General features: G+C 73.6%; 23 protein-coding genes. 10 read left to right on the forward strand and 13 right to left on the reverse strand.

The window, feature by feature from the left end:
• The coding region (locus EAD98_RS10630; protein WP_233583790.1) for an alpha/beta hydrolase at positions 1–1,082 on the forward strand (1,082 nt) is incomplete at its 5' end.
• Between the two features lie 244 nt (positions 1,083–1,326).
• On the opposite strand, the gene glmS is transcribed toward EAD98_RS10630, so the two are convergent.
• Complete coding sequence (glmS, locus tag EAD98_RS10635) at positions 1,327–3,240, reverse strand: glutamine--fructose-6-phosphate transaminase (isomerizing) (protein WP_121653892.1); 1,914 nt, start codon at positions 3,238–3,240, stop codon at positions 1,327–1,329.
• A 937-nt stretch (positions 3,241–4,177) separates the two neighbouring features.
• Here glmS and EAD98_RS30920 point away from each other — a divergent pair.
• The gene (locus tag EAD98_RS30920; protein ID WP_158609785.1) at positions 4,178–4,681 is read left to right on the forward strand and encodes an MmpS family transport accessory protein; all 504 of its coding nucleotides are present in this window, start codon (positions 4,178–4,180) and stop codon (positions 4,679–4,681) included.
• Between the two features lie 146 nt (positions 4,682–4,827).
• A complete protein-coding gene (locus tag EAD98_RS10645) occupies positions 4,828–6,024 on the forward strand; it encodes a pyridoxal phosphate-dependent aminotransferase (RefSeq protein ID WP_121653894.1) in 1,197 nt (398 codons plus the stop codon).
• A 97-nt stretch (positions 6,025–6,121) separates the two neighbouring features.
• Here EAD98_RS10645 and EAD98_RS10650 read toward each other — a convergent pair whose 3' ends face one another.
• Entirely contained in the window at positions 6,122–6,772 is a 651-nt protein-coding gene (locus EAD98_RS10650) for a PadR family transcriptional regulator (protein WP_158609786.1), read from the reverse strand.
• A 75-nt stretch (positions 6,773–6,847) separates the two neighbouring features.
• Here EAD98_RS10650 and EAD98_RS10655 point away from each other — a divergent pair, with 75 nt between their 5' ends.
• Together EAD98_RS10655 and EAD98_RS10660 are read left to right on the forward strand one after the other, a co-directional pair.
• Positions 6,848–9,676, forward strand: coding sequence for an FtsX-like permease family protein (locus EAD98_RS10655; RefSeq protein WP_121653896.1), 2,829 nt, complete (start codon positions 6,848–6,850; stop codon positions 9,674–9,676).
• Positions 9,677–9,678: 2 nt separating this feature from the next.
• The gene (locus EAD98_RS10660; protein ID WP_121653897.1) at positions 9,679–10,425 is read left to right on the forward strand and encodes an ABC transporter ATP-binding protein; all 747 of its coding nucleotides are present in this window, start codon (positions 9,679–9,681) and stop codon (positions 10,423–10,425) included.
• Between the two features lie 18 nt (positions 10,426–10,443).
• Here the strand turns inward: EAD98_RS10660 and glmM are convergent, their stop codons facing one another.
• The 7 genes from glmM to EAD98_RS10695 form a co-directional block, all read right to left on the reverse strand.
• On the reverse strand, positions 10,444–11,799 hold the full coding sequence (gene glmM / locus EAD98_RS10665) for a phosphoglucosamine mutase (protein WP_121653898.1): 1,356 nt from the start codon (positions 11,797–11,799) through the stop codon (positions 10,444–10,446).
• A gap of 117 nt (positions 11,800–11,916) precedes the next feature.
• Positions 11,917–12,390, reverse strand: a complete 474-nt coding sequence (gene rpsI / locus EAD98_RS10670; protein ID WP_121653899.1) for a 30S ribosomal protein S9 — start codon at positions 12,388–12,390, stop codon at positions 11,917–11,919.
• Positions 12,391–12,410: 20 nt separating this feature from the next.
• Positions 12,411–12,854 (reverse strand): 50S ribosomal protein L13, encoded by a 444-nt coding sequence (gene rplM / locus EAD98_RS10675; protein WP_121653900.1) that lies wholly within the window; start codon positions 12,852–12,854, stop codon positions 12,411–12,413.
• 211 nt (positions 12,855–13,065) lie between these two features.
• A complete protein-coding gene (locus EAD98_RS10680) occupies positions 13,066–14,448 on the reverse strand; it encodes a NarK/NasA family nitrate transporter (RefSeq protein WP_121653901.1) in 1,383 nt (460 codons plus the stop codon).
• 122 nt (positions 14,449–14,570) lie between these two features.
• Positions 14,571–14,915, reverse strand: a complete 345-nt coding sequence (locus EAD98_RS10685) for a hypothetical protein (protein WP_199723366.1) — start codon at positions 14,913–14,915, stop codon at positions 14,571–14,573.
• On the reverse strand, positions 14,854–15,141 hold the full coding sequence (locus EAD98_RS10690; protein WP_121653902.1) for a DUF6364 family protein: 288 nt from the start codon (positions 15,139–15,141) through the stop codon (positions 14,854–14,856). Before EAD98_RS10690 ends, EAD98_RS10685 begins: the two co-directional genes overlap by 62 nt.
• 70 nt (positions 15,142–15,211) lie before the next feature.
• A complete protein-coding gene (locus EAD98_RS10695) occupies positions 15,212–15,919 on the reverse strand; it encodes a methyltransferase domain-containing protein (RefSeq protein ID WP_121653903.1) in 708 nt (235 codons plus the stop codon).
• A 159-nt stretch (positions 15,920–16,078) separates the two neighbouring features.
• Here EAD98_RS10695 and EAD98_RS10700 point away from each other — a divergent pair, with 159 nt between their 5' ends.
• The 5 genes from EAD98_RS10700 to EAD98_RS10720 are packed head-to-tail and all read left to right on the forward strand — an operon-like array spanning position 16,079 to position 23,649.
• Positions 16,079–18,220, forward strand: a complete 2,142-nt coding sequence (locus tag EAD98_RS10700; RefSeq protein ID WP_121653904.1) for a molybdopterin oxidoreductase family protein — start codon at positions 16,079–16,081, stop codon at positions 18,218–18,220.
• Positions 18,217–19,653 (forward strand): FAD-dependent oxidoreductase, encoded by a 1,437-nt coding sequence (locus EAD98_RS10705; RefSeq protein WP_121653905.1) that lies wholly within the window; start codon positions 18,217–18,219, stop codon positions 19,651–19,653. The genes EAD98_RS10700 and EAD98_RS10705 overlap by 4 nt, the downstream gene beginning before the upstream one ends.
• The gene (nirB, locus tag EAD98_RS10710; protein WP_121653906.1) at positions 19,650–22,217 is read left to right on the forward strand and encodes a nitrite reductase large subunit NirB; all 2,568 of its coding nucleotides are present in this window, start codon (positions 19,650–19,652) and stop codon (positions 22,215–22,217) included. Before EAD98_RS10705 ends, nirB begins: the two co-directional genes overlap by 4 nt.
• Positions 22,214–22,561 carry a nitrite reductase small subunit NirD gene (nirD, locus tag EAD98_RS10715; RefSeq protein ID WP_121653907.1) on the forward strand — a complete coding sequence of 116 codons (348 nt, stop codon included), beginning with the start codon at positions 22,214–22,216 and terminating at the stop codon, positions 22,559–22,561. The genes nirB and nirD overlap by 4 nt, the downstream gene beginning before the upstream one ends.
• Positions 22,561–23,649, forward strand: coding sequence for a uroporphyrinogen-III synthase (locus tag EAD98_RS10720; protein WP_121653908.1), 1,089 nt, complete (start codon positions 22,561–22,563; stop codon positions 23,647–23,649). Before nirD ends, EAD98_RS10720 begins: the two co-directional genes overlap by 1 nt.
• Before the next feature lie 40 nt (positions 23,650–23,689).
• On the opposite strand, the gene EAD98_RS10725 is transcribed toward EAD98_RS10720, so the two are convergent.
• The 4 genes from EAD98_RS10725 to EAD98_RS10740 form a co-directional block, all read right to left on the reverse strand.
• Positions 23,690–24,313, reverse strand: a complete 624-nt coding sequence (locus EAD98_RS10725; RefSeq protein WP_121653909.1) for an ATP/GTP-binding protein — start codon at positions 24,311–24,313, stop codon at positions 23,690–23,692.
• Entirely contained in the window at positions 24,294–24,659 is a 366-nt protein-coding gene (locus tag EAD98_RS10730) for a DUF742 domain-containing protein (RefSeq protein WP_007465174.1), read from the reverse strand. The genes EAD98_RS10725 and EAD98_RS10730 overlap by 20 nt, the downstream gene beginning before the upstream one ends.
• Before the next feature lie 90 nt (positions 24,660–24,749).
• On the reverse strand, positions 24,750–25,157 hold the full coding sequence (locus EAD98_RS10735) for a roadblock/LC7 domain-containing protein (RefSeq protein ID WP_007465177.1): 408 nt from the start codon (positions 25,155–25,157) through the stop codon (positions 24,750–24,752).
• The coding region (locus tag EAD98_RS10740; RefSeq protein WP_147457364.1) for a hypothetical protein at positions 25,154–25,461 on the reverse strand (308 nt) is incomplete at its 5' end. The genes EAD98_RS10735 and EAD98_RS10740, both read right to left, overlap by 4 nt.

Here is a 25,461-nt window from a genome sequence, read left to right on the forward strand (position 1 = left end):
CGCCACCGCCGCCCGGTCGACCCGCGCCGGGCGCCACCCCGGTCGAGGTCCGGGCGTGGTGGGCGGGGCTGACCCCGGCGCAGCGCCGGTGGCTGGTGGGGCACGAGCCGACACTGGTCGGGCGGCTCGACGGTGTGCCGGTCGCCGCCCGGGACCAGGCCAACCGGTTGCTGCTCGGGGCCCGGCGGGAGGAGCTGGTCGCCGAGCGGCGGCGGCTGCTGTCCCGCGTGCCACCCGGGCCGGTCGACGCGCTGCGGCTGCGCCGGGTCGATGGGCGCCTGGCCGGTCTGGACGCGCTCGCCGACCGGCTGGCCGGGCCGCAGGCCCCACGGGCCTACCTGCTGCGGCTGGACACGGCCGGCGAGGGGCGGGTGGTGGTCTCGCTCGGCGACCCGGATCACGCCGACCGGGTGATGACCTACGTGCCGGGGATGACCGCCGGCCTCGACGACGCGCCGGGCGAACTCGGCCGGGTGGCGCGCGTGCTGGGCCGGTGCGCCGCCCTCGACCCGGGCGAGCAGACCGCCGCGGTGCTCTGGCTGGACTACGACGCACCGGACTTCCTGCACGAGGCGGCCACGGCCGGCCAGGCCCGCGACGCCGGCCCGGCGTTGCACCGCTTCCAGGAGGGGCTGCGGGCCAGCCACGAGGGGCCGGCGGCCCGGCAGACCGTGCTCGGGCACAGCTACGGGTCGCTGGTCGTCGGCATGGCCGCCCGGGACCACGGGCTGGCTGCCGACGCGCTGGTCTTCGTCGGCTCACCGGGGGTCGGCGTCGCGCAGGCCGCCGAGTTGGGCGTGCCGCCCGGGCAGGTCTGGGCGAGCAGCGCACCGGACGACGTGATCCGGCTGACCCGTCCCCCGGCCGACCTGGCCCGGCAGATGCTGCTCGGCACGTCACCGCTGGCCGCTACGCTCAGCCTGGTCGGGCAGGGCGAGCACGAGCTGTGGTTCGGGCGGGACCCGGCCGGGGCGGGCTTCGGCGGGCGCACCTTTCCCAGCGGGCGGCACGGTCACGTGGGCTACTGGGATCCGGCCAACCCGGCGCTGGACGGCATGGCCCGCATCGTCCTGGGTCGCTGATCGGTCGGACGGACCCGGTCCGACACGACGAGGGCCTTGGCCGCCGCGCGGCACGACAAGGGCCCGGCTCGCGTGGCACGACGAGGGCCCGGCTCGCGTGGCACGACGAGGGCCCGGCCCGCGCGGCACGACGAGGGCCCGGCCCGCGCGGCACGACGAGGGCCCCGGCCGCCGCGCGGCACGACGAGGGCCCCGGCCGTCGCGTGGTGCGACGTCCGGGGCCCGGGTCGGTGGTCGGGCTCGGTTACTCGACGGTGACGGACTTGGCCAGGTTGCGCGGCTGGTCCACGTCGTGCCCTCGGGCGGCGGCGATCTCGGCGGCGAGCACCTGCAACGGCACCGTGGTGACCAGCGGGGCCAGCAGCGTGGGCGTACGCGGCACGTAGATCAGGTGGTCGGCGTACCGGACGACGGCCTCGTCGCCCTCCTCCGCGATCACGATGGTCCGCGCGCCGCGCGCCCGTACCTCCTGGATGTTGGAGACGACCTTGTCGTGCAGCATGCCCCGGCCGACCGGCGAGGGCACCACGCAGATCACCGGGGTGCCCTTGTCGATCAGGGCGATCGGGCCGTGCTTCAGCTCGCCGGCGGCGAAGCCCTCGGCGTGCATGTACGCCAGCTCCTTGAGCTTGAGCGCGCCCTCCAGGGCCACCGGGTAGCCGACGTGCCGGCCGATGAACAGCACGGTGGGCTCGGACTTCAGATCCCGGGCCAGCTCGCGCACGGGGTCGATCCGGTCGAGCAGCTCACGCAGCTTGCCCGGGATCTCCTGCAACTGCGCGACCACCGCGCCCACCTCGTCGGCGAACTTGATCCCGCGCACCTGGGCGAGGTGCAGGCCGATCAGGTAGCAGGCGACGACCTGGGTGAGGAACGCCTTGGTGGACGCAACGGCGATCTCCGGCCCGCCGTGGGTGTAGAGCACCGCGTCGGACTCGCGGGGGATGGTCGAGCCGTTGGTGTTGCAGATCGCCAGCACCCGGGCCTTCTGGTCCTTGGCGTGGCGCAGGGCCATCAGGGTGTCCATCGTCTCGCCGGACTGCGAGATCACCACGATCAGCGTGGACCGGTCGAGCACCGGGTCGCGGTAGCGGAACTCGCTGGCCAGCTCCACCTCGCAGGGGATCCGGGTCCAGTGCTCGATGGCGTACTTGGCGACCATGCCGGCGTGGTACGCCGTGCCGCAGGCCACGATGAAGATCTTGTCGACGTCGCGCAGGTCCTGATCGCTGAGGCGGACCTCGTCGAGGGCGATCTCACCGGTCTCGGTGAGCCGGCCGAGCAGCGTGTCGGCGATGGCCTGCGGCTGCTCCTCGATCTCCTTGAGCATGAACCAGTCGTAGCCGCCCTTCTCGGCGGCCGAGGAGTCCCAGTCGATGTGGAAGTCCTTGCCCGTGGCGGGCTGGCCGTCGAAGTCGGTGATCTCGATGCTGTCGCCGGTGATCAGGACGATCTGGTCCTGGCCCAGCTCCACCGCTTCGCGGGTGTGCTCGATGAACGCGGCCACGTCGCTGGCCAGGTAGTTTTCCCCGTCGCCCCGGCCGACCACCAGCGGCGAGTTGCGCCGGGCGCCGACGACCGCTCCGGGCACCGCGGCGTCCACCGCGAGGAGCGTGAAAGCGCCCTCCAGTCGCTGGCAGACCACCCGCATGCCGGCGGCGAGCAGTTGCGGGCCGTCCGGCTGGCCGGCGGCGCGCAGGTCGGCCAGCGCGGCCGAGAGCAGGTGGGCGGCGCACTCGGTGTCGGTGTCGCTGGTGAACTGGACGCCGTCGGCCTCCAGCTCGGCGCGGAGCTTGGCGAAGTTCTCGATGATGCCGTTGTGGATCACCGCGACCCGGCCGTCGGGGGCGAGGTGCGGGTGGGCGTTGCGGTCGGTCGGGCCGCCGTGGGTGGCCCAGCGGGTGTGCCCGATGCCGGTGGTGCCGTCGGCGATGCCGATGGGGCTGGCCGCGCAGGAGGTGGGATCGTCGGCGGCCCGCTCGGAGAGCACCTTCTCCAGGTTGGCCAGCTTGCCGGCCTTCTTCTCGATCAGCAGCTGGTCGTCGCAGACGATCGCGACCCCCGCCGAGTCGTAGCCGCGGTATTCCAGCCGCCGCAGCCCGTCGAGCACGATGCCGAGTGCGGGGCGCGCGCCCGCGTATCCCACGATTCCACACATGGCCCGCAGCCTAACCCAGTTTCGCTCACGATGGTTGCTCGAAAGTCGGCTAAACAATCACTGAATCTGAGCGATCGGGGGCTGGGGGGTAACAACGGGACGAGCCACCCCGGCCGGTCGGGCCGCGGTTGAGGGCGACAGGGTTGCCACGGGTCCCCAGGTACGAAAGTCTCTCGGCGGGTGCGGCGGTCCTCTCCACGACCCGTTCGCCCCATACCCACTCCCGCCCGGAGCAGCCATGTCCGACGCGCCTCCACCCGAACCGTCCCCGACGCCGCCCTCGGACCCGACACCCACGCCGTCGAACCCGCCACCCACGCCGTCGGACCCGCCATCCACGCCGTCGAACCCGACACCTACGCCCTCGGATCCGACACCCACGCCGTCGGACCCGGCCGCCGCGGGAAGCCCGCCGGCACCCGACCCGCCGTCCGACTGGGCCCCTCCGGCGTCGTACCCGGCGCGCGACCCGCTCGCCCCCGGCCAGCCGTGGGCGCCACCGCCCCCGTGGACGGCCGGACCGCCATCCGCGCCCTGGACGCCCGGACCCGGACCACAGTCCGCGCCGTGGACGCCCGGACCCGGACCGCAGTCCGCGCCCTGGACGCCCGGACCGCCGGAGACGTCGTGGACGCCCGGCCCGTCGTCCGCGCCCTGGACGCCGGGACCGCCGGACACGTCGTGGACGCCCACCTCGGCGGCGCCCTGGCCACCGTCTCCGACGACCGGCCCCGACCCCTCTCCCGCCGGCCAGCCGCCGTCCGGTCAGCCACCGTCCGGTCAGCCACCATCCGGTCAGCCACTATCCGGCCAGCCACCGTCCGGGTGGCCGCCACCCGGATACCCGCCGCCCTACCTCCACCCCGGGCATCCGCGGGTCGCCGGTCGCCCGCCCAGGGGCAACGCCCGGATCGGGATCGTCGTCGCGGTCGTCGCGGTGCTCACCCTCGCCCTCTGCGGCTGCGTCTGCGTGGCCGGCCCGCTGCTCGGCCGGTTGGCCCCGGATCCGATCGCCGAGAACCCGTACGATTCGGACCCCGACGACGACCGCTGGTCCCTACCGACCGCCGAGCCCCCCTCCACCGAACCGACCACCACGCCGACCACCACCGCGCCGACGCCCACGCCCGACAAGAAGCCGATCACCCGCCCCACCTCCGGGCCGGCGCCGGTGACGGTGGCCTACGAGGTGACCGGATCGGGCCGGGCGGACATCTCGTACTACGACGCCGAGAGCGATCTCATCCACGTCGACGCCGCGGAGCTGCCCTGGCGCACCACCATCCGGACCAACGGCCGGAGCCGGGTGATGGTGGAGGCCACCTGGCCCGACATCGAATATCACGGGCCTCTCGACTGCACGGTCACGGTCACCGGCGCCGGCAGGCTGGTCGTCGACAAGACCCGCGGATACTGGCGGACCACCTGCACGGCGGGGTGAGGCCTCGCCTTGATCGACACGGGGTCAGCGATAACGCGGTATCCGAAGGCCGTTGACACCCCGATATCGCCGACCTCGCGTCGATCATGTCGGAACGGCTTGGTGAGGCTGGGGTTCGGCCCACGGGTGCCCGTAGGCTGGCGCAGGTGACGACGAGCACCGATGTCGACCCGCTGGTGGCCCGGATGCGGCCGTTCGGCACGACGATCTTCGCCGAGATGTCCGCCCTCGCCGTACGGACCGGGGCGGTCAACCTCGGCCAGGGCTTCCCGGACACCGACGGCCCACCGGAGATGCTGGCCGCCGCGGCCGAGGCGTTGCGCGGCGGGCAGAACCAGTACCCGCCCGGTCCGGGGATCCCCGCCCTGCGTGCGGCGGTCGCGGCCCACCAGCGGCGGTTCCACGACCTGGCGTACGACCCGGACAGCGAGATCGTGATCACCGCAGGCGCCACCGAGGCGGTCGCGGCCAGCATCCTCGCCCTCTGTGAGCCGGGCGACGAGGTGGTCTGCTTCGAGCCGTACTACGACTCGTACGCCGCCTCGATCGCACTCGCCGGCGCGGTCCGGCGGCCGGTCACGTTGCGTCCCGCCGCCGACGGCCGGTACGCCTTCGACCCGGCGGCGCTGCGCGCGGCGTTCGGCCCCCGCACCCGGTTGGTGCTGCTGAACTCGCCGCACAACCCCACCGGCAAGGTCTTCACCCCGGCCGAGCTGACGCTCATCGCCGAGTTGTGCCAGGAGCACGGCGCGTACGCGGTCACCGACGAGGTGTACGAGCACCTGGTCTTCACCGACGCGGCGAGCCCGCACGTGCCGCTGGCCGGCCTGCCCGGCATGCGGGAGCGGACGCTGCGCATCTCCTCGGCCGGCAAGACGTTCTCCTGCACGGGTTGGAAGGTCGGCTGGGTGAGCGGTCCGGCGACGCTGGTCTCGGCGGTGCTGCGGGTGAAGCAGTTCCTGACCTTCGTCAACGCCGCACCGCTGCAACCGGCGGTCGCGGTGGCGCTGGCGCTGCCGGATGACTACTTCACCGGCTTCCGCGACGGGCTTCAGCAGCGCCGTGACCAGCTCGTCGGTGGCCTCACCGACGCCGGGTTCGAGGTGCTGGCCCCGGAGGGCACGTACTTCGTCACCGCCGACGTCACCGCCCTCGGCGGCCGGGACGGCGTGGAGTTCTGCCGTTCGCTGCCGGAGCGGTGTGGCGTGGTGGCCGTGCCGACGCAGGTCTTCTACGACGATCAGGAGGCGGGCCGGCGGCTGGTCCGGTTCGCCTTCTGCAAGCGTCCGGAGGTGCTGACCGAGGCGGTCACCCGGCTGCGCGGGCTGCACGGGCGGCACTGACCGAGGCGGTCACCCGGCTGCGCGGGCTGCACGGGCGGCACTGACCGAGGCGGTCACCCGGCTGCCCGGGCAGCGCGGGCTGCACTGACCGTTGGGGTCAGCCGGCCGCGCGGGCCGGTCCGGCGTCGTCCGCCCGCGGGGGCGGCGCGGCGTCGGCGGCGGACGCCGAGATCTGCGACGGTGTGACCGCCAGGGTGGCGAGCAGCGCACCACTGTCGGCCAGCAGCACCGCCTCGGCATCATCGACGAAGGCGAGGTCGGCCTCGACGTGCCGGCTCGCTGCGGCGAGCAGCAGCCCGACCACCGGGTCAGCGGCCTTGCGGCGCAGCCCGTCGAGGTTGCGCAGCTCGCGGAGCAGGTGCCCGCGTTGGTTGCTCAGCACGGTGCGGACGGTCTGCGCGGAGCCCGATCGGGCGGCAGCGGTGACCTTGAGGAAGAAGTCGTCCCGGAAGCCGCCGCTGCGGGGGCTCGGCTCGTTGAGCCATCGGTCGAGTTCGGCCCGGCCATCGGGAGTGATCTGGTAGACCACCCGGTCGGGTTTGACCTGCTGGGCCTGCCGCTCGGCGACCACCAGGCTGTCCCGGGAGAGCCGGTCGAGGATCTGGTAGAGGTGGCCGATGTTGAGCGCCCCCCACTGTGGACCGGTGGTGGCCTCGAAGGCGCCTTTCAGCTCGTAGCCGTAGCTCGGGCCGCGCGCGAGCAGTGCCAGGACCGCGTGCTGGATCGCCACCGTCTCCTCCGATTCCACTGGTCGACCGGACCAGGTCTTGCATTGTGACAATGTAACGCGCAGAGTGTGAGGTGGCACACGGGGAGGCGCGACATGCTGGGGTTCATCTGGGGGCAGCTACGCGGCCGTGCCGGGCGGTCGGTGGCGCTGCTGGCAGGGGTGCTGGTGGCGACCACCGGCTTCGTCGTCCTGACCGGCGCCACCACCACCTCCCGCCTCGACGTCACCGGCGCGGTGGAGCGGAACACCCGAGCCGCCTACGACATCCTGGTCCGCCCCAAGGGGGCCCGCACGCCGCTTGAGGCCGAGCGCGGGCTGGTCCGCCCAAACTACCTCTCCGGCCTTTTCGGCGGCATCACCCCCGCGCAGTACGAGCAGGTGAAGGGGCTCGCCGGCATCGACGTCGCCGCGCCGATCGCCATGCTCGGCTATTCGACCTCGACGGTGCCGGTCCAATTCGATGTGACCAGCGCGGTCGACCCCTCGCTGGAGCAGCAGGTCATCCGGCTCAACCCCACCTTCACCGCCGAACGAGGGCTTTCCACCGCCCCCAGCAGCCCGCGCTACGTGTACGTGACCAAGCGCCCGCTGCTCTATCCCGAATGGGGCGGCGACGTGAACGCTTCCTTGCAGCCGTACTCGGACGGCAAGACGTACAAGCAGGACGACTATTGCGGGCAGGTCCCACGGGAGGTGCTCCCCGATGGACGGAGCGAACCGATCTGCGACCCGCGCCTGGCGGCAAGGTCCGGGAACGCGGGGCATTCGTCCGAACGGGAGGAGTGGAGCGTCGACACCGTCCGGCTCCTGCCCGACGGGCGCTTCGAGGCGAACCGGTGGTTCCCCGGCCGCGCCGAACGCGTCGTCACCGACCAACTGGTGGTCACCTACCGGGTGACGGTGCCGTTCCTGCTGGCGGCGGTCGATCCCGACGCGGAACAGCGCCTCGTCGGCCTGGACGACTCGGTGACCGAGGGCCGCTCGCTCCGGCTCGACGACACGGCCACCGAGACCTCTCCCGGGCCGCAGGTGACCCAGCGGTCGGTCCCGGTGTTGAGCACCAGCCGTCCCTACCTCGACGTCACCGTGCGGTCCACCCTCACCAGGCTGCCGCAGGCGCGGCCCGCGGGGCTGCCGATCGGCGAGCTGGAGCGGACGCTGGGCCGCGCCACCGGGCTCGGGGTCGGGACCGAGGAGTACGCGCTGGCCGACGGCTACCGCGACCTGCTCGCCAAGGGCATCTCCGAGACCGGTTGCTGCACGGGTGAGTTGCAGACGATCATTCAGGCGGGTGCGCCGGAGTACGAGCGGCTCCCCGACGGCACTCTTCGCGCTGTCGCGCGACCACCGTTCGATCACGCGCTCTACGGCGGCGAGAGCGCTCTCAACTTCCACTCCCGTCCGTGGCTCGCCGACGACAACGGCTTCCGTCCGGTGACCGCGCTTTCTCAGCCGCCGTCGGGCGTGCGCCTCCAGGCCCGGTTCTGGCGGACCGTCGGCATCTTCGACCCGGAGAAGCTGAGCGGGTTCAGTGACCTGTCCCGGGTGCCACTGGAGACCTACGAGCCGCCACGCACGGACGGCGCCGACGAAGGCAGCCGCCAGGCGCTGGGCGACCGGCCGCTGGAGCCGAGCGGCAATCCGGCCGGCTATCTCTCCGCGCCGCCGCTGCTGCTCACCAGCCTGAACGCAGTGCCGAAGTTGCTGGAGGGCGACGCCACCCCCACCCGGACAGCGCCGATCAGCGCGATCCGGGTCCGGGTCGCGGACGTCGCCGGCTACACCGACCGGTCCGCCGAGCGGGTCCGGCTCATCGCCGAGCGGATCGCCGACACGACCGGGCTGGACGTCGATCTCACCATCGGCTCGTCTCCCGCCCCGCAGACCGTGGAGCTGCCGGCGGGCTCGTTCGGCCGGCCCGAGCTGCGGCTCACCGAGCCGTGGTCCGCGCTCGGGGTCGCGTCGGTCATCACCAAGGCGGTCGACCGCAAGAGCCTCGTGCTGTTCGGGCTGGTGCTGGTGGTCTGCGGGCTGTTCCTCGGCAACGCCGTGTCCGCCGCCGTCCGGGACCGGCGCCGCGAGCTGGCCGTGCTCGCCTGCCTGGGCTGGCCAGCCCGTCGGATCGCGGCGCTGGTCCTCGGCGAGGTGGCCGCGCTGGGGCTGGCCGCCGGCCTGCTCGCCCTGGGGTTGGCGTTCCCCCTGGCCGCCGCGCTGGACATCGGGATCGGTTGGCGTCAGGCGGTGCTCGCCGTACCGGTGGCTCTCCTGCTGGCGCTGGTGGCCGGCCTGGTCCCGGCGCTGCGTGCCGCGGGCGCCCACCCGGCCGCCGCCCTGCGACCGCTGGTGGCCCCGGCCCGCTGGGTACGACGGCCCCGCGGCCTGTTCGGGCTGGCGCTGTCCAATGTGGTCCGCACGCCCGGGCGCACCCTGCTCGGGGCGGCCGCGCTGGCCATCGGGCTGGCGGCGCTCACCCTGGTCAGCGCCGCCGCCTACGCCTTCCGCGGCGCGATCGTCGGCAGCCTGCTCGGTGACACCATCTCGCTGAACGTCCGGGGTGCGGACACCCTGGCCGCGGTCGTCACCGTCCTGCTCGGCGCGGGCGCCGTCGCCGACGTGCTGTACCTGAACGTCCGGGACCGCGCCGCGGAGTTGTCCACCCTGCGCGCGGTCGGCTGGACGGACGCCGCGCTGGGCCGCCTGGTGGGTTACGAAGGACTCCTCATCGGTGCGCTCGGGGCGGTGGCCGGCGCCGGGCTCGGGCTCGCCGGGGCCGCCTGGTTGGTCGGTGGCCTGCCGAGCGCCCTGGTCCTGGTCGCCGCCGCGGTGGCGCTCGTCGGTGTTCTGGTCACCTGTCTGGCGGCGCTCGTGCCGGCCGCGTTGCTGCGCCGGCTCCCGACCGCACGGCTACTGGCAGAGGAGTGACGATGGAGGCAACGACGGGCAGCACGGTCCGGACCCTCGGGCTGACCCGGCAGTTCCGCACCGGAGCAGAGCGGCTGACCGCGGTCGACGACGTCTCGCTGGAGATCACGGCCGGGTCGGTGGTGGCACTGACCGGCCCCAGCGGCTCGGGCAAGTCGACCCTGCTGCACCTGATCGGCGCCATCGAACAGGCCGACAGCGGCACCATCATGGTCGACGACATGGAGATCACGGCGCTGCGCCGCACCGCGCTGGCCCGGTACCGGCAGCGGGTGGGGTTCGTCTTCCAGCGCTACCACCTGCTGCCCGCGTTGACCGTGCTGGACAACGTGATCGCCCCGGTGCTGCCGCAACGCGGCCGGGCCGACCACGCGACCCGGGCCCGCGAGCTGCTCGACGGGGTCGGCCTCGCCGGACGGGAGCGGGCGATGCCGGCGCAGCTCTCCGGTGGCGAGCAGCAGCGGGTCGCCATCGCTCGGGCGCTGATGGGCGCCCCCGGGCTGCTGCTGGCCGACGAGCCCACCGGCAACCTCGACTCGACCACCAGCGCCCAGATCCTCGACCTGCTGCTCGATTTGCGGGAGCGGCACGGCATGACGATCCTGCTCGCCACCCACGAACGGTCGATCGCGGCCCGCTGCGACCGGTTGGTCCGGCTCGGTGACGGCAGCATGGTCGAGGACCTCGACCTCACCGACGGCGAGGACCCCGCCGACACGTACGAGCGGGCCGCCCGACTGCGGTTGTGACGCCGCCGGGTAGCGGCCTCAGCCGACCGGGCTGGCGGTGCGGACCTGCTCCGCGATGCGCTCGGCGACCTCGCGGGCGGTCGCCTCGGTGGCCGCCTCGACCATCACCCGGACCAGCGGCTCGGTGCCCGACGGGCGCAGCAGCACCCGCCCGGTCTCGCCCAGCTCCGCCTCGGCCCGCTCGACCTCGGCGCGGACGGCCGGCGCGGCCGCGCCGACGGTGCGGTCACCCACCGGCACGTTGATCAGCACCTGGGGCAGCTTGGTGACGACCGAGGCCAGCTCGGCCAGGGACTGGCCGGTGGCCGCCATCCGGGCCATCAGGTGCAGGCCGGTGAGCACTCCGTCGCCGGTGGTGGCGTGCGCGGGCATGACGATGTGGCCGCTCTGCTCGCCGCCGAGCGCCAGCCCGGAGGCGCGCAGCTCCTCCAGCACGTACCGGTCGCCGACCTTCGTCTCGACCAGCCGGATGCCCTGGGCGGACATGGCCAGCCGCAGCCCGAGGTTGCTCATCACGGTGGCCACGAGAGTGTCCTGGGTGAGCGTGCCGGCGTCCCGCATGGCCAGCGCGAGGATCGCCATCAGCTGGTCGCCGTCGACCTCGTCACCGTCGGCGGTGACCGCCAGGCAGCGGTCGGCGTCGCCGTCGTGGGCGATACCCAGGTGGGCGCCGTGCTCGACCACGGCCGCCCGCAGCGCCTCGATGTGGTTGGAGCCGCAGTCGTCGTTGATGTTCAGGCCGTCCGGCTCGGCGTGGATCGCGATGACCTCGGCGCCGGCCTCCCGGTAGGCGACCGGAGCCACCTCGGCGGCGGCGCCGTTGGCGCAGTCGACCACGACCTTGATCCCGTCGAGCCGGTGCGGCACGGTGCCGACCAGGTGCTGGACGTAGTGGTCGGCGCCGTCGAGCAGGTCGTGCACCCGGCCCACGCCCGCGCCGATCGGTCGGTCCCAGGCGGTGGTGGCGTTCGCCTCGACCGCCGCCTCAATCTTCATCTCGATCTCGTCGGGCAGCTTGTGCCCCCCGGCGGCGAAGAGCTTGATCCCGTTGTCCGGCATCGGGTTGTGTGACGCGGAGAGCATCACACCGAGGTCGGCCTTGGCCTCCGCGGTGAGGTACGCCACCGCCGGGGTGGGCAGCACGCCGACCCGCACCACGTTGGCGCCGGCGCTGGTCAGACCCGCCACCACGGCGGCCTCCAGCATCTCGCCGCTGGCCCGGGTGTCCCGGCCGACCACGGCGAGCGGCGGATGACTGCGGTCCGTCTCGGCGAGAGTGTGCGCGGCGGCCACGGCGAGCGCGAGCGCCAACTCGGGGGTGAGATCCGCGTTCGCCCGCCCGCGTACGCCGTCCGTGCCGAACAACCGACCCATACCCGCCAACCTCCGATGAGCACCACTGATGAGGAGAAAGCGGAACGGCCGGCCCACCTCCCCGGTCGAGGGGAGGCGGACCGGCCGTCCGTCAGAAGTACAACGCGCTGGGAAAGATCAGCGCTTCGAGTACTGGGGAGCCTTACGGGCCTTCTTGAGGCCGTACTTCTTGCTCTCCTTGACCCGGGCGTCCCGGGTGAGGAAGCCGGCCTTCTTGAGGGCCGGGCGGTCGTCCGGCTCGTTGACGATCAGCGCGCGGGCGATGCCCAGCCGGAGCGCACCGGCCTGCCCGGTGGTGCCGCCGCCACGCAGGTTGGCGATGACGTCGAACTGCTCGAGCTTCTCGGCGGTGACCAGCGGGTCCTTGATGAGCTGCTGGTGCACCTTGCTCGGGAAGTAGGCCTCGAGGTCCTGGCCGTTGCAGGTGATCTTGCCGGTGCCCGGGACGATACGGACCCGGACGATGGCCTCCTTGCGGCGGCCCACGGTCTGGATCGGCCGGTCACCACGAGGCGCGCGGGCGACGGGCGCCGGCGCCTCGGTGGCCTCGGGGGCTTCCGGGGCAACCTCGGTCTCGGTGATGTCGGTCATGCTGCTTCCTTCGCCCGCGCTCACTGCGCGATCTGCTTGATCTCGAACGGCATCGGCTGCTGCGCGCCGTGCGGGTGCTCGGCACCGGCGTAGACCTTCAGCTTCTTGATCAGCTGACGGCCGAGCTTGTTGTGCGGGAGCATCCCCTTCACAGCCAGCTCGATGGCCCGCTCGGGGCGCTTGGTCAGCAGCTCCTCGTAGCCGATCTGCTTCAGACCACCCGGGTAACCGGAGTGGCGGTAAGCGACCTTGGTCTGGCGCTTGTTGCCGGTCAGCGCAACCTTGCCCGCGTTCACGATGACGACAAAGTCGCCCGTGTCGACGTGCGGCGCGAAAGTCGGCTTGTGCTTACCACGCAGCAACGTGGCGGCGTGGGTGGCCAGGCGGCCCAGCACGACATCAGAGGCGTCGATGACGTGCCACTGACGCTCGATCTCACCCGGCTTCGGGCTGTACGTACGCACAGGTCTACCTTGTCTCGTCGTCGGTCTGGGGTCGCGCGCCGAGGTGACCAGATCTTGCAGGCCGGACCAGCGCGCACGAACGACCAAGCGTACCTGATAGGGCACGCCTCTGGATGTCGTACAACAGCAGGCAACGATACCCGGCGCCCCGTCAGCAGGTCAAAACGGGGGTACGGCCGCGCGTGCCAGCACGGACCCATCATGGCACAGCTCACACGCCGGCCAGGCGGGCCGCCCCCCGCCGGCGGTAGACGACCCAGGTGATCGCGACGCAGAGCGCGTACCACCCGATGAACGCCAGATACGCGGCGTCGGCCGTGCCGGAGGTCAGGAACGACTGGCGGAACGCGACGTTGACCAGCACCCCGCCGAAAGCGCCCACCGCTCCCGCGACGCCGATCAGCGCGCCGGTCATCCGCCGGGCCCAGCTCGCGGCAGCCACCGGATCGCACCGCCCGTCGGACACCGCTTCCGCCGCCCGGGCCCGGAAGATCGCCGGGATCATCTTGTACGTGGAGCCGTTCCCGACGCCGGAGAAGACGAACAGGGCGAGGAAGCCCGCCAGGTAGAGCGTGAACGAGTGCTCCCGTGCCGCGTACAGGACCGTCCCCGCGCCGGCCGCCATCGCCACGAAGTTCCAGAACGTCACCCGGGCCCCGCCCAGCCGGTCGGCGAGGTGCCCGCCCAGCGGCCGGATCAGCGAGCCGACCAGTGGGCCGAGGAAGGTCAGCCAGGCGGCGTCGACCGGGGTGGGGAAGCGTTCGGCGAACTGGAGCTGGAGCACCTGGCCGAAGGCGAAGCCGAACCCGATGAACGACCCGAAGGTGCCGATGTACAGCACCGACATGATCCAGGTGTGCGGGTCGCGGGCCGCCGCGCGCAGCGCGCCGGGCTCGTTCCGGGCCCCGGGGACGGTGTCCAGCCAACGGGCCGCCGCCAGCGCCGCCAGCACGATCAGCGGCAGGTAGACCGCCGGCACCAACCGGGGGTACGCGGCCCCGGCGGTGGCCAGCACCGCCAGTCCGACCAGTTGCACCGCGGGTACGCCCAGGTTGCCGCCGCCCGCGTTGAGCCCGAGGGCCCGGCCCTTGAGCCGCTGCGGATAGAACAGGTTGATGTTCGCCATCGACGAGGCGAAGTTGCCGCCGCCGACCCCGGTCAGGCAGGCCAGCACCATCAGGGTCGGGTACGACACGCCCGGCTCCAGCAGCACCGTCATCGGCACGGTGGGCAGCAGCAGCAGCAGCGCGCTGACGATGGTCCACCGCCTGCCGCCGAAGCGGGCCACCGCGAGGGTGTACGGCAGCCTCAGCACCGCGCCCAGCGCGGCCGGCACGGCGGTGAGCACGAACTTGCCGGCCGGGTCGATGCCGTACTCGGGACCGAGGAAGAGCACGGTCACCGACCAGAGGCTCCACACCGAGAAGCCGACGTGCTCGGCGAAGATCGAGACCCAGAGGTTGCGCCGGGCGATCGGCGCGCCCGTCGTCCGCCAGAAGTCGGGGTCCTCGGGGCGCCAGTCGGCGAGCTCCCGCCGACGGCCGGCGGCGTCCGGCGGGGCGGTGGTGACTGCGGTGCTGGTGAGCGTGGGCACTGCGGCTCCTCCTCGTCGGTGTGACGAGGGGGAACGCTAGGAACACCGGATTACCGGGCGGTGCCCGGCGCGGGTCGACCCGGAAACGAGGGCCGCACCGCGGACCGGCGGCGGTGGTGAGGTCAGAGCTGCTGGAGGATGCGCAGCGCGCGACCGACCCGGAGCATGGTGTCGGTGTCGGCGACGTCCACGCAATCGGTGAACCACTTCTTCATCGGCGAGGAGAGCCGGTCGGGCATCACCACGTAGCGGCCCATCGACACGGCGAGCGGCGAGTCCCGCAGCAGCGACTCCTCCACGACCTCGACCACGATCACGATGGGCACGTCGGTGGAGTTGTAGACGTCCGAGCTGATCACGAGTCCGAGGCGTTCCCGGGCGCCCTCGATGCGCCAGACCTCACCCCTACGCAGCACGCGGCCGGCCGCGGAAGAGCAGGTCGTCGACCATGCCCACCTCGCGGGCATCGGCGAGGGCGGCGGATTCGAGGTCGAGGCCGGCGCGGCTCACGGCGGCCGCGTGCGCGGTGAAGACCTCGCGCAGCGCCTTCTCCCGGGCGGCCTGGTCCATCCACGCGGAGAGCGACAGCCCCTCGCGCTTGGCGAACCGTCGGGCCTCCTCGATCGTCTCGTCTGTGAACGACAGGGTCACCTTGGCAGTCATGCCGGTGAGACTACCCATCGGTATGACCATCAGTCATCCTCGTGGACGGGCGCGTCACCACCGGCGTCGAAACGTACATTCCGGCAGCGGGCCGCGGTCGTCAGCGTGGCGCACCGGTCGTCCGGCCGCCGAACACCGCGAAGCGCCACTCCTTGAAGTAGCAGTCGACGTCGACCAGGCCGGCCTCGGTGAGCCAGCGGCACTGGTCGGCGACGGTCGCCGGCCGGTCGTGCCGCATCCGCTCCCGGGCGGCGGCGATCTCCTCAGGAGGCGAACCCAGCTCCGCGATCCGGGCGGTCCACACCTCGTCGTAGCGCCGGTCCAGAGCCGGGGTCGGGCCGGCCACCTGCTCGGCGTTGACGAACACCCCGCCGGGCACCAGCGCGTCGGCGGCCCGCCGGTACAGATCCTGCTTGCCGGCGTCGTCCAGGTGGTGGATCGCCAGGGCGCTGACCACCGCGTCGTACCGGCCGGCCGGCAGCGGGTCGGCCAGGTCGGCCCGGACCATGCGGTGCGGCACGGACCGGGCGTGCAGTTCGTCGGCGGCGCGGGCGAGCATCGCCGGCGCCGCGTCCACCAGGGTCAGGCGCACTCCCGGCACGGCGGCAGCGAGCAGCAGCGAGAGCAGGCCGGTGCCCGCGCCCAGGTCCAGCACCTCCGGGGTGCGCCCGGCGGCGAGCGCGTCGCGCAGTGGTGGCGCGGCGACCTGGACGGCCGTGCCGTAGAAGGCGTCGAAGCAGGGCACCAGCCGCCGACGGGCTTCGTCGTAGCTGCCGGCCACCGCGTCGAACGCGTCCGCCACAGTCATCGCACCCTCCCGAATATCGAGACATATTTCCCACATTCTAGACCGCGAACGCCGTCCCGCAAACGCGCCCTCCGCGCCGGTGCGGTGTGAGGCCCACTTGACAGGACCGAAACAGAAGGGACCCGGACCGGAAACCGCCCGACGGCACGCTTTCCCGACATGACAGACGGTGCACGGTCGACAACGCGACCGGGGCCCTCGCCCCGGGAGGTCGCGACGCACTGCCCGTACTGCGCGCTCCAGTGCGGGATGGTGCTGCGCGAGGACGCCGACGGGGTGGCGGTGCTCCCCCGCCAGTTCCCCACCAACCGGGGCGGTCTCTGCCAGAAGGGCTGGACCGCCGCCGAGCTGCTCGACCACCCCGACCGGCTGACCACCCCGCTGCTGCGCGACCCGGCCAGCGGCGAGCTGCGCCCCGCCAGCTGGGACGCCGCGCTGCAACGGATCGTCAGCGGCATCCGCGCCGTCCAGGCCGAGTCCGGCCGCGACGCGGTCGCCGTGTTCGGTGGCGGCGGGCTCACCAACGAGAAGGCGTACGCGCTGGGCAAGTTCGCCCGCGTCGCGCTGCGCACCCGGCACATCGACTACAACGGACGGTTCTGCATGTCCTCGGCGGCGGCCGCCGGCCTGCGCGCCTTCGGCGTCGACCGAGGGCTGCCGTTCCCCCTCGCCGACCTGGGCCGGGCCGACACGTTGCTGCTGGTCGGCGCCAACCCGGCGGAGACCATGCCGCCACTGGTCCGCTGGCTGACCGAGCAGCGCCGCAACGGCGGCCGACTGATCGTGGTCGACCCACGGGCCACCGCCACCGCACGCCAGGCCGACCTGCACCTGCAACCGCTGCCCGGCACCGACCTCGCGGTGGCCAACGCGCTGCTGCACATCGCGCTCACCGAGGGGTGGATCGACCGGGCGTACGTCGCGGAACGGACCACCGGCTACGAGGAGGTCCGGCGCAGCGTCGCGGCCTGGTGGCCGGCCCGCGCGGAACAGCTCTCCGGCGTGCCGGTGGCCGACCTGGAGGCGACCGCCCGGGCCCTGGGCACCGCCGGACGGGCCATCATCCTCACCGCGCGCGGCGCCGAGCAGCACGCCAAGGGCGTCGACACCGTCACCGCGTACGTCAACCTCGCGCTCGCCCTCGGCCTGCCCGGCCGACCCGGCTCCGGGTACGGCTGCCTGACCGGCCAGGGCAACGGCCAGGGCGGACGGGAGCACGGGCAGAAGGCCGACCAGTTGCCCGGCTACCGACGCATCGACGATCCCGCCGCGCGGGAGCACGTCGCCGGGGTCTGGGGCGTACCGGCCGACGAGCTGCCCGGGCCGGGGGTGCCGGCGTACCAACTGCTCGACTCGCTCGGCACTCCGGGCGGGCCGCGGGCGCTGCTGGTGCTCGGCTCCAACCCGGTGGTGTCCGCACCCCGGGCGGCCCACGTCGAACGCCGGCTGCGCGGGCTCGACCTGCTGGTCGTGGCCGACCTGCTGCTGTCCGAGACGGCCGCGCTGGCCGACGTGGTGCTGCCTACCGCGCAGTGGGCCGAGGAGGACGGCACCATGACCAACCTGGAGGGCCGGGTGCTGCGCCGACGGGCGCTCCGCCCTCCCCCGCCGGGCGTCCGTACCGACCTGGCCATCCTCTCCGACCTCGCGACCCGGTTGGCCGCCGCCGAGCCGACAGCGGCGACGACCGGCACCTCGGCATCCCGGTTCCCGACCGATCCGGCCGCGGTCTTCGCGGAGCTGCGGCGCGCCTCCGCCGGTGGGCCGGCCGACTACGCCGGGATCAGCTGGCCCCGGATCGACGCCGCCGACGGCGTCTTCTGGCCCTGCCCCACCGAGGACGGGCCGGACACGCCTCGGCTCTTCACCGACCGGTTCGCCACCCCGGACGGCCGCGCCCGGTTCCATCCGGTGGACCACCGCCCCGCCGCCGAGCCGGTCTGCGACGAGTACCCCCTGCACTTCACCACCGGCCGGGTGCTCGCCCAGTACCAGTCCGGCACCCAGAGCCGGCGGGTGGACGCGCTGCGCCGGGCCGCCCCGGACGCCTTCGTCGAGCTGCACCCCGACCTGGCCGCCCGGCTCGGCATCGGCGACGGGGAACCGGTGCGGGTCACCTCCCGGCGGGGCGAGCTACAGGCCCCGGCCCGGGTCAGCCCGACCATCCGGCCGGACACCGTCTTCGCGCCGTTCCACTGGCCGGGCGCCGCCCGGGCCAACTCGGTCACCAACGACGCGGTGGACCCGATCTCCGGGATGCCCGAGTTCAAGATCTGCGCCGTGCGGGTGGAGAGGGCATGACCGAACGCGTGGTGATCGTCGGCAACGGGATGGCCGGCGCGCGGCTCGCCGCCGAGCTGCACGCCCGCGCCGGTGACCGCAAGGTGACCGTGCTCGGGGCGGAACCGCACCGGGCGTACAACCGCATCATGCTCTCCGCGCTGCTGGCCGGACGGATCCGCGAGCGGGACGTGGCGCTGGCCGAGGCCGCCGGGCACGGCGGCGACCTGCGCCCCGGCGTGCCGGTGACCGGCATCGACCGGGCCGGACGGACGGTCCGCACCGCCGACGGTGACCGGATCGGCTACGACCACCTGGTGCTGGCCACCGGCAGCCGGGCGGTGGTGCCGCCGCTGCCCGGCCTGGACGGGGAACTGCCCCGCCGGGTGGTGCCCTTCCGCACCCTGGACGACTGCCGACGGATCCTCGCGGTGGCCGACGGCGCGCGCAGCGCGCTGGTCCTCGGCGGCGGGCTGCTCGGCCTGGAGGCCGCCCGCGCGCTGGCCACCCGGGGGCTGGCGACCACGGTCGTCCACCCCACCGGGCACCTGATGGAACGGCAGCTCGACCCGGCGGCCGGCGCGGTGCTCGCCGGCACCCTGGCCGGCCTGGGCGTCACCATCCAGCTCGCGGTGGCGGCGACCGGCGTGGCCGCGGACGCCGCGGGCGTCCGCCTCGCGCTGGCCGACGGCCGGTCGCTGCACGCCGACCTGCTGGTGCTCTCCTGCGGGGTACGCCCCGACACCACGCTCGCCGCCGCAGCCGGCCTGGCCGTGCGTCGTGGCGTCGTGGTGGACGACCGGCTGCGCACCAGCGACGAGCGGATCTCGGCGATCGGCGACTGCGCCGAACACGACGGCACCCTCACCGGGCTGGTCGCCCCCGCCTGGGCCCAGGCGGGGGTGCTGGCCCAGGTGCTCAGCGGCGCCGAGCCGCCGGCCCGGTACCGGCCCCGACCGGCGGTGACCCGGCTGAAGGCGGCCGGGATCGACCTGGCCGCGATGGGCGACGCCACCGGTGACGGTCCGGACGAGGAGCTGACCTTCACCGACCCGGCCCGGGGCACGTACGCCCGGCTGCGCATCCGCGACGAGCGGCTGACCGGCGCGATCCTGCTCGGCGACAACCCGACGATCGGCACGGTGATCCAGCTCTTCGACCGGGGTCAGCCCGTTCCGGCCGACCGGCGGTCCCTGCTGCTGGGCCGGGCCTCGGGCACCGCCGGCACGGCACCGGCCGCGTCTCCGGCGCTGATGCCGGACGCGGCCACGGTCTGCCAGTGCAACACGGTGACCAAGGGCGCCCTGGTGAGCTGCTGGCGCTCCGGCGCCCGGAGCGTCGACGCCGTGCTGGCGGCGACCCGGGCCGGCACCGGCTGCGGCGGCTGCCGGGACGCCGTCGCCGGCATCGTCGACTGGCTGTCCCAAGCGGATTCGGTGGAGGTGACGCGATGAACGGCGGCGATCTGGTCGTCATCGGCAACGGCATGGTCGGGCAGCGGTTCGTGGACGCGTTGCGGGCCCGCGACCCGCACGGGCGGTGGCGGGTGACGGTGCTCGCCGAGGAGGGCCGCCCGGCGTACGACCGGGTGCGGCTCTCGGCGTTCTTCGACGGCGTGGACGCGGACGCGCTGAACCTGCACACCCCGCACGACGGGGTACTGCTGCGCCTCGGCGAGCCGGCCACCGCGATCGACCGCGAGCGGCGGGTGGTCAGCACGGCCACCGGCGAACACCGGTACGACGCGCTGGTGCTGGCCACCGGGTCGTACCCGTTCGTGCCGCCGGTGCCCGGCGCGGACCTGCCCGGGGTCTTCGTCTACCGCACCCTCGACGACCTGGCGGCTCTCCGGGCCTACGCCCGCGGCCGGCGGGCCGGCGCGGTGATCGGCGGCGGGCTGCTGGGGCTGGAGGCGGCCAACGCCCTGCGGCTGCTCGGACTGAGCACCGACGTGGTCGAGTTCGCGCCCCGGCTGATGCCGGTGCAGGTGGACCCGGCCGGCGGCGCCATGCTCCGGCGCTACGTCGAGGAGTTGGGCGTGCGGACCCACCTCGGCGTGGCCACCACCGCGATCCGGCCCGGCCCGGACGGATCGGTCGCCGCCCTGGAACTCTCCGACGGCCGCATCGTGGACGCCGAACTGGTGGTGGTGGCCGCCGGCATCCGGCCCCGGGACGACCTGGCCCGGGCCGCCGGCCTGCCGCTGGGTCCGCGCGGCGGGGTGCTGGTCGACGAGACCTGTCGCAGCGCCGACGAGCGGATCTGGGCGGTGGGCGAGTGCGCGGCGGTCGACGGCACCTGCCACGGCCTGGTCGCCCCGGGGTACGCGACGGCCGAGGTGGTGGCCGACCGGTTGCTCGGCGGCGCGGCGACCTTCCCCGGCGCGGACACGGCGACCAAGCTGAAACTGCTCGGCGTCGACGTGGCCTCGTTCGGCGACGCGCACGGCGTGACCCCGGGCTGCCTGGATGTGACCTTCACCGACCCCGCCACCCGGGTCTACGCCAAGCTGGTCCTCTCCGACGACGCGCGCACCCTGCTCGGTGGTGTGCTGGTCGGTGATGCCAGCGCGTACCCGACGCTGCGGGCCAGCGTGGGTGGCCCGCTGCCGGCCGCCCCGCTGGCGCTGCTCGCGCCGGACGGCGGCGCGGACGCCGGCGCGCTGCCCGCCGCCGCCCAGGTCTGCTCCTGCAACGCGGTGACCCGGGGCGACGTGGACGCCGCCATCGCCGGTGGCTGCGCGGACGTGCCGGCGTTGAAGGCGTGCACCAGGGCCGGCACCAGCTGCGGCTCCTGCGTGCCGATGTTGAAGCAGCTCCTGGACGCGGCCGGCGTGGCGCAGTCCACCGCGCTCTGTGAGCACTTCGACGCCAGCCGGCGCGAACTGTTCGAGATCGTCCGGGTACGCCGCATCCGCACCTTCTCCCGGCTGGTCGCCGAACACGGCCGGGGGCGCGGCTGCGACATCTGCAAACCGGTGGTGGCGTCGATCCTCGCCTCGTTGGGCGCGGGGCACGTGCTCGACGGTGAGCAGGCGTCGCTACAGGACACCAACGACCACTTCCTGGCCAACCTGCAACGCGACGGTAGCTACTCGGTGGTCCCCCGGATCCCCGGCGGTGAGATCACCCCGGAGAAGCTGATCGTCATCGGCGAGGTGGCCCGCGACTTCCGCCTCTACACCAAGATCACCGGTGGTCAGCGGATCGACCTGTTCGGAGCCCGGGTGGAGCAGTTGCCGCAGATCTGGCGGCGGCTGGTGGATGCCGGCTTCGAGTCCGGCCACGCGTACGGCAAGGCGCTGCGTACGGTGAAGTCCTGTGTCGGCGAGACCTGGTGCCGGTACGGGGTGCAGGACTCGGTGGGCCTGGCCGTCGCGCTGGAGCTGCGCTACCGGGGGCTACGCGCCCCGCACAAGATCAAGTCAGCGGTCTCCGGCTGCGCCCGCGAGTGCGCCGAGGCGCGTAGCAAGGACTTCGGCGTCATCGCCACCGAGACCGGCTGGAACCTGTACGTCGGCGGCAACGGCGGCTTCCGGCCCCGGCACGCCGACCTGTTCGCCACCGACCTGTCCACAGAGGCGCTGATCTCGCTGATCGACAGGTTCTTGATGTACTACATCCGCACCGCCGACCGGCTGCAACGCACCGCCGCCTGGATCGAGGCCATGGACGGTGGCCTCGACCATTTGCGGTCGGTCATCGTCGACGACGCGCTGGGGCTCTGCGCCGACCTCGACGCGGCGATGGCCCGGCACGTCGCCTCGTACTCCGACGAGTGGCGGGACGTGCTGAACGACCCGGAGCGGCTGCGCCGGTTCACGTCCTTCGTCAACGCCCCGGACGTGCCCGACCCGTCGATCAGATTCGCACTGGAGCGCGGCCAGCCGGTGCCGGCGCGTGGGGCTCCGCCGCCGACAGCGCCGGGCGAAGAGCGGCACGGCCGGGAACGGGAAGCGGACGACACCGACCAACGGCGACAGCCGGTGGCGCTGGGCCTGCCGGAGGTACGGCGATGACCGCGACCGTCACGCTGACCTGGACCCGGGTCTGCCGGCTCGACAGGCTGGAGCCCGACCGGGGCGTCGCCGCACTCGTCGACGGTGTGCAGGTGGCACTCTTCCGGACCGCGGACGGGCTGTTCGCCATCGACAACCACGACCCGGTCGCCGACGCGTACGTGCTGTCCCGGGGCATCGTGGGCAGCCGCGGCGCGGTGCCGACGGTTGCCTCGCCGCTGCACAAGCAGGTGTACGACCTGCGCACCGGGCGCTGCCTCGACCGGCCCGGCGTGGCCGTGGCCCGGCACGACGTGCGCTGCCGGGACGGGCTGGTCGAGGTGCGGCTGCGACAGGAGGCCTGATGCGTACGGAACTGTCCGGCTTCACCGTCGGGGTGACCGCCGACCGGCGGCGCGACGAGCTGGCCGCGCTGCTCGAGCGACGTGGCGCCCGGGTGGTCCTCGCGCCGGCACTGCGGATCGTGCCGTTGTCCGACGACACCGAGCTGCGCGAGGCGACCCGCGCCTGCCTGGACCGGCCGCCGGACATCCTGATGGCCAACACCGGCATCGGCATGCGCGGGTGGCTGGAGGCCGCCGAGGGCTGGGGCCTGGCCGAGCCGCTGCGCTCGGTGCTGGCCAGGTCGTACGTGGTGGCCCGGGGCCCGAAGGCGCGCGGCGCGATCCGGGCCGCCGGGCTGCACGACCAGTGGTCGCCGGCCTCGGAGAGCTGCGACGAGGTGGTCGACCACCTGCGGCGGCGCGGCGTGGCCGGGCAGGTGATCGCCATGCAGCTGCACGGCGAGCGGCAGCCGGACTGCACGCTCGCGCTGGAGGCGGCCGGCGCCACGGTGATCGAGGTGCCGGTCTACCGCTGGGCCCCGCCGACCGACCCGGCGCCCCTGCACCGGTTGGTCGACCTGATCGCCGGCCGACTGGTGGACGCGGTGACGTTCACCTCGGCACCGGCGGTCGAGGCGCTGCTGCGGGCGGCCGGGGACCGCACCGAGGCGGTGCTCTCCGCCCTGCGCGACGACGTGCTGGCCAGCTGCGTCGGCGCGGTCACCGCCGAGCCGCTGCTGCGGCTCGGGGTGCCGGTCAGCGCGCCGAACCGGGCTCGGCTCGGCGCGCTGGTGCGGACCATCGTCGACGAACTGCCCCGCCGGACGACGACGCTCAAGGCCGGCGGACACCTGCTCACCCTGCGCGGACACGCCGCGGTGATCGACGGTGAGCTGCGCCCGCTCGCCCCCGCCCCGATGGCGGTGCTGCGGGCGCTGGCCCAGTCCCCCGGCCGGGTGCTGTCCCGCACCGCGCTGCTGCGGACCCTGCCTCGGGGCGCCGACGAGCACGCGGTGGAGATGGCCGTGGCCCGACTCCGGGCCGGCCTGCACGCCCCCCGCGTGGTGCAGACCGTGGTCAAGCGCGGCTACCGGCTCCGGGTCGACTGACCGGCGCGGCCGGTCGGTGTGCGCCGCCGGCCGCGTCGGATCAGCCGACCGGCGTGGGAAAGCCCCGGCCGTGCTCGGCCTGAAGTCGGATCATGGCGTGCTCGACCACCGTCACCAGCACCTGCTTGACCGAATCCCGTTGCCGGGCGTCGGTCATCACCAGCGGCACCTGCGGCGAGATGGCCAGCGCCTCCCGGACCTCCTCCAGCTCGTACTGGGGAGCGTCGTCGAACCGGTTCAGCGCCACCACGTACGGCAGGTTGCGGTTCTCGAAGTAGTCCAGGGGCGCGAAGGCATCCGTGATCCGGCGGGTGTCCACCAGCACGGCGGCGCCCACCGCACCCCGGATGATCTCGTCCCACATGAACCAGAACCGGGTCTGGCCCGGCGTACCGAAGAGGTACAGGATCAGGTCCTGGGCCATGGTGATACGGCCGAAGTCCATGGCGACCGTGGTGGTCTCCTTGCCCGGCACCTTGGACGGGTCGTCGATGCCGACACCGGCCGCGGTCATCACCGCCTCCGTGGTCAGCGGTGTGATCTCGGAGATCGACCCGACCAGCGTCGTCTTGCCGACGCCGAAGCCGCCCGCGACGACGATCTTCGCGGAGACGATTCCCCGGCTCGGCCGCCCCCCGGCGGGGTCATAGCCTGCGAAGTCCACTTAGCACCCTTCCAAGCAGTTCCATCCGCTCCTCGAACCCCTCGGCGGGAGCAGCAGTGTGTAACGTCAGCAGGCTCTCGGCCACCATGTCGGCGACCAGCACCCGGGCGACGCCGAGCGGCATCCGGGTGTACGCGGCGATCTCCGCCAGCGACTGTGCACGGCCCTCACAGACCGTGGCGATTCGGTGCTTGTCATGCCCGGCGAAGCGGGACTCTGCGACCTGGGTGGGAGAAGCCGTGAGGACCGCCTCGAGGGCGATGTCCTGCCGGGGCTCGGTACGACCACGGGTGACCGCATAGGGACGCACCAGAGCGCCGCGCGGGTCAGCGCGCCGTTGGTCCATCCCCCATCACCTCCTCGTCCCCCGTGGAGCCGGTCCACACCGCCTCCCCTCCCTGGTCCGGCGCGCGGTCGGCACGCCGTCGTTCCGTCGCTACGAGCGCACCGCGTCGCGCGGCAGCGGCACCAGCGCGGCACCCACCCGCTCGACCAGCAACGCCATCTCGTAGCCCACCTGCCCCACGTCGCAGCTGCGAGCGGCCAGCACGGCCATCGACGAGCCGTCGCTGATCGACATGAGGAAGAGGTAGCCGCTGTCCATCTCGATGACGGTCTGCAACACCCCGCCCGCGCTGAACATGCGGGCCGCGCCCTCGGTCAGGCTCACCACACCGGAGGTGATCGCGGCGAGCTGGTCCGCCCGGTCTCCCGGGAGGTCCCGGGAGGAGGCGAGCAGCAGCCCGTCTGCGGACACCGCCACCACGTGGGCGATACCCGCCACGCTGTCGGCGAAGTTGGTGAGCAGCCAACCCATGTCCTGCATGGCAGCTGGCCTGTTCATCGGCTCTCCTTGGTCGAGGTGCTGTTCAGGTCCGTACCGGCCGTCCGTCCGCGCTGCACGCCACGGTGGTAGGCCGACAACAGACCGCGTACTTCATCGGGGGTCCGCCGGCTGCGGTCCCGGCCGCCCTTCGGTTCGATGCCGCCCGGCACGAGCTGCGCCTGCGGCACCCGCTTGGGAAGGCCCGAGCGGGTCGTACCAGCGGCGGCCGGCTCGGCGGCCCGGCTCGCCCGGGACCAGCCCTCGTCCGCCGCGGTCCGCCAGGCGCTCGGGTCCGTCGCCGGAGCGGCGGGCGCGCTCGGGG

It is taken from the genome of Micromonospora sp. CV4, from assembly GCF_003667455.1.
In the GTDB taxonomy this organism is placed as follows: domain Bacteria; phylum Actinomycetota; class Actinomycetes; order Mycobacteriales; family Micromonosporaceae; genus Micromonospora.

Bases quoted from the DNA above. Each gene is read 5' to 3' on its own strand.
- glmS (WP_121653892.1), bottom strand. From the start codon at position 3,240: ATGTGTGGAATCGTGGGATACGCGGGCGCGCGCCCCGCACTCGGCATC.
- EAD98_RS10655 (WP_121653896.1), top strand. From the start codon at position 6,848: ATGCTGGGGTTCATCTGGGGGCAGCTACGCGGCCGTGCCGGGCGGTCG.
- EAD98_RS10660 (WP_121653897.1), top strand. From the start codon at position 9,679: ATGGAGGCAACGACGGGCAGCACGGTCCGGACCCTCGGGCTGACCCGG.
- glmM (WP_121653898.1), bottom strand. From the start codon at position 11,799: ATGGGTCGGTTGTTCGGCACGGACGGCGTACGCGGGCGGGCGAACGCG.
- rpsI (WP_121653899.1), bottom strand. From the start codon at position 12,390: ATGACCGACATCACCGAGACCGAGGTTGCCCCGGAAGCCCCCGAGGCC.
- EAD98_RS10685 (WP_199723366.1), bottom strand. From the start codon at position 14,915: ATGCCCGCGAGGTGGGCATGGTCGACGACCTGCTCTTCCGCGGCCGGC.
- EAD98_RS10690 (WP_121653902.1), bottom strand. From the start codon at position 15,141: ATGGTCATACCGATGGGTAGTCTCACCGGCATGACTGCCAAGGTGACC.
- EAD98_RS10695 (WP_121653903.1), bottom strand. From the start codon at position 15,919: ATGACTGTGGCGGACGCGTTCGACGCGGTGGCCGGCAGCTACGACGAA.
- EAD98_RS10700 (WP_121653904.1), top strand. From the start codon at position 16,079: ATGACAGACGGTGCACGGTCGACAACGCGACCGGGGCCCTCGCCCCGG.
- EAD98_RS10705 (WP_121653905.1), top strand. From the start codon at position 18,217: ATGACCGAACGCGTGGTGATCGTCGGCAACGGGATGGCCGGCGCGCGG.
- nirB (WP_121653906.1), top strand. From the start codon at position 19,650: ATGAACGGCGGCGATCTGGTCGTCATCGGCAACGGCATGGTCGGGCAG.
- nirD (WP_121653907.1), top strand. From the start codon at position 22,214: ATGACCGCGACCGTCACGCTGACCTGGACCCGGGTCTGCCGGCTCGAC.
- EAD98_RS10720 (WP_121653908.1), top strand. From the start codon at position 22,561: ATGCGTACGGAACTGTCCGGCTTCACCGTCGGGGTGACCGCCGACCGG.
- EAD98_RS10730 (WP_007465174.1), bottom strand. From the start codon at position 24,659: ATGGACCAACGGCGCGCTGACCCGCGCGGCGCTCTGGTGCGTCCCTAT.
- EAD98_RS10735 (WP_007465177.1), bottom strand. From the start codon at position 25,157: ATGAACAGGCCAGCTGCCATGCAGGACATGGGTTGGCTGCTCACCAAC.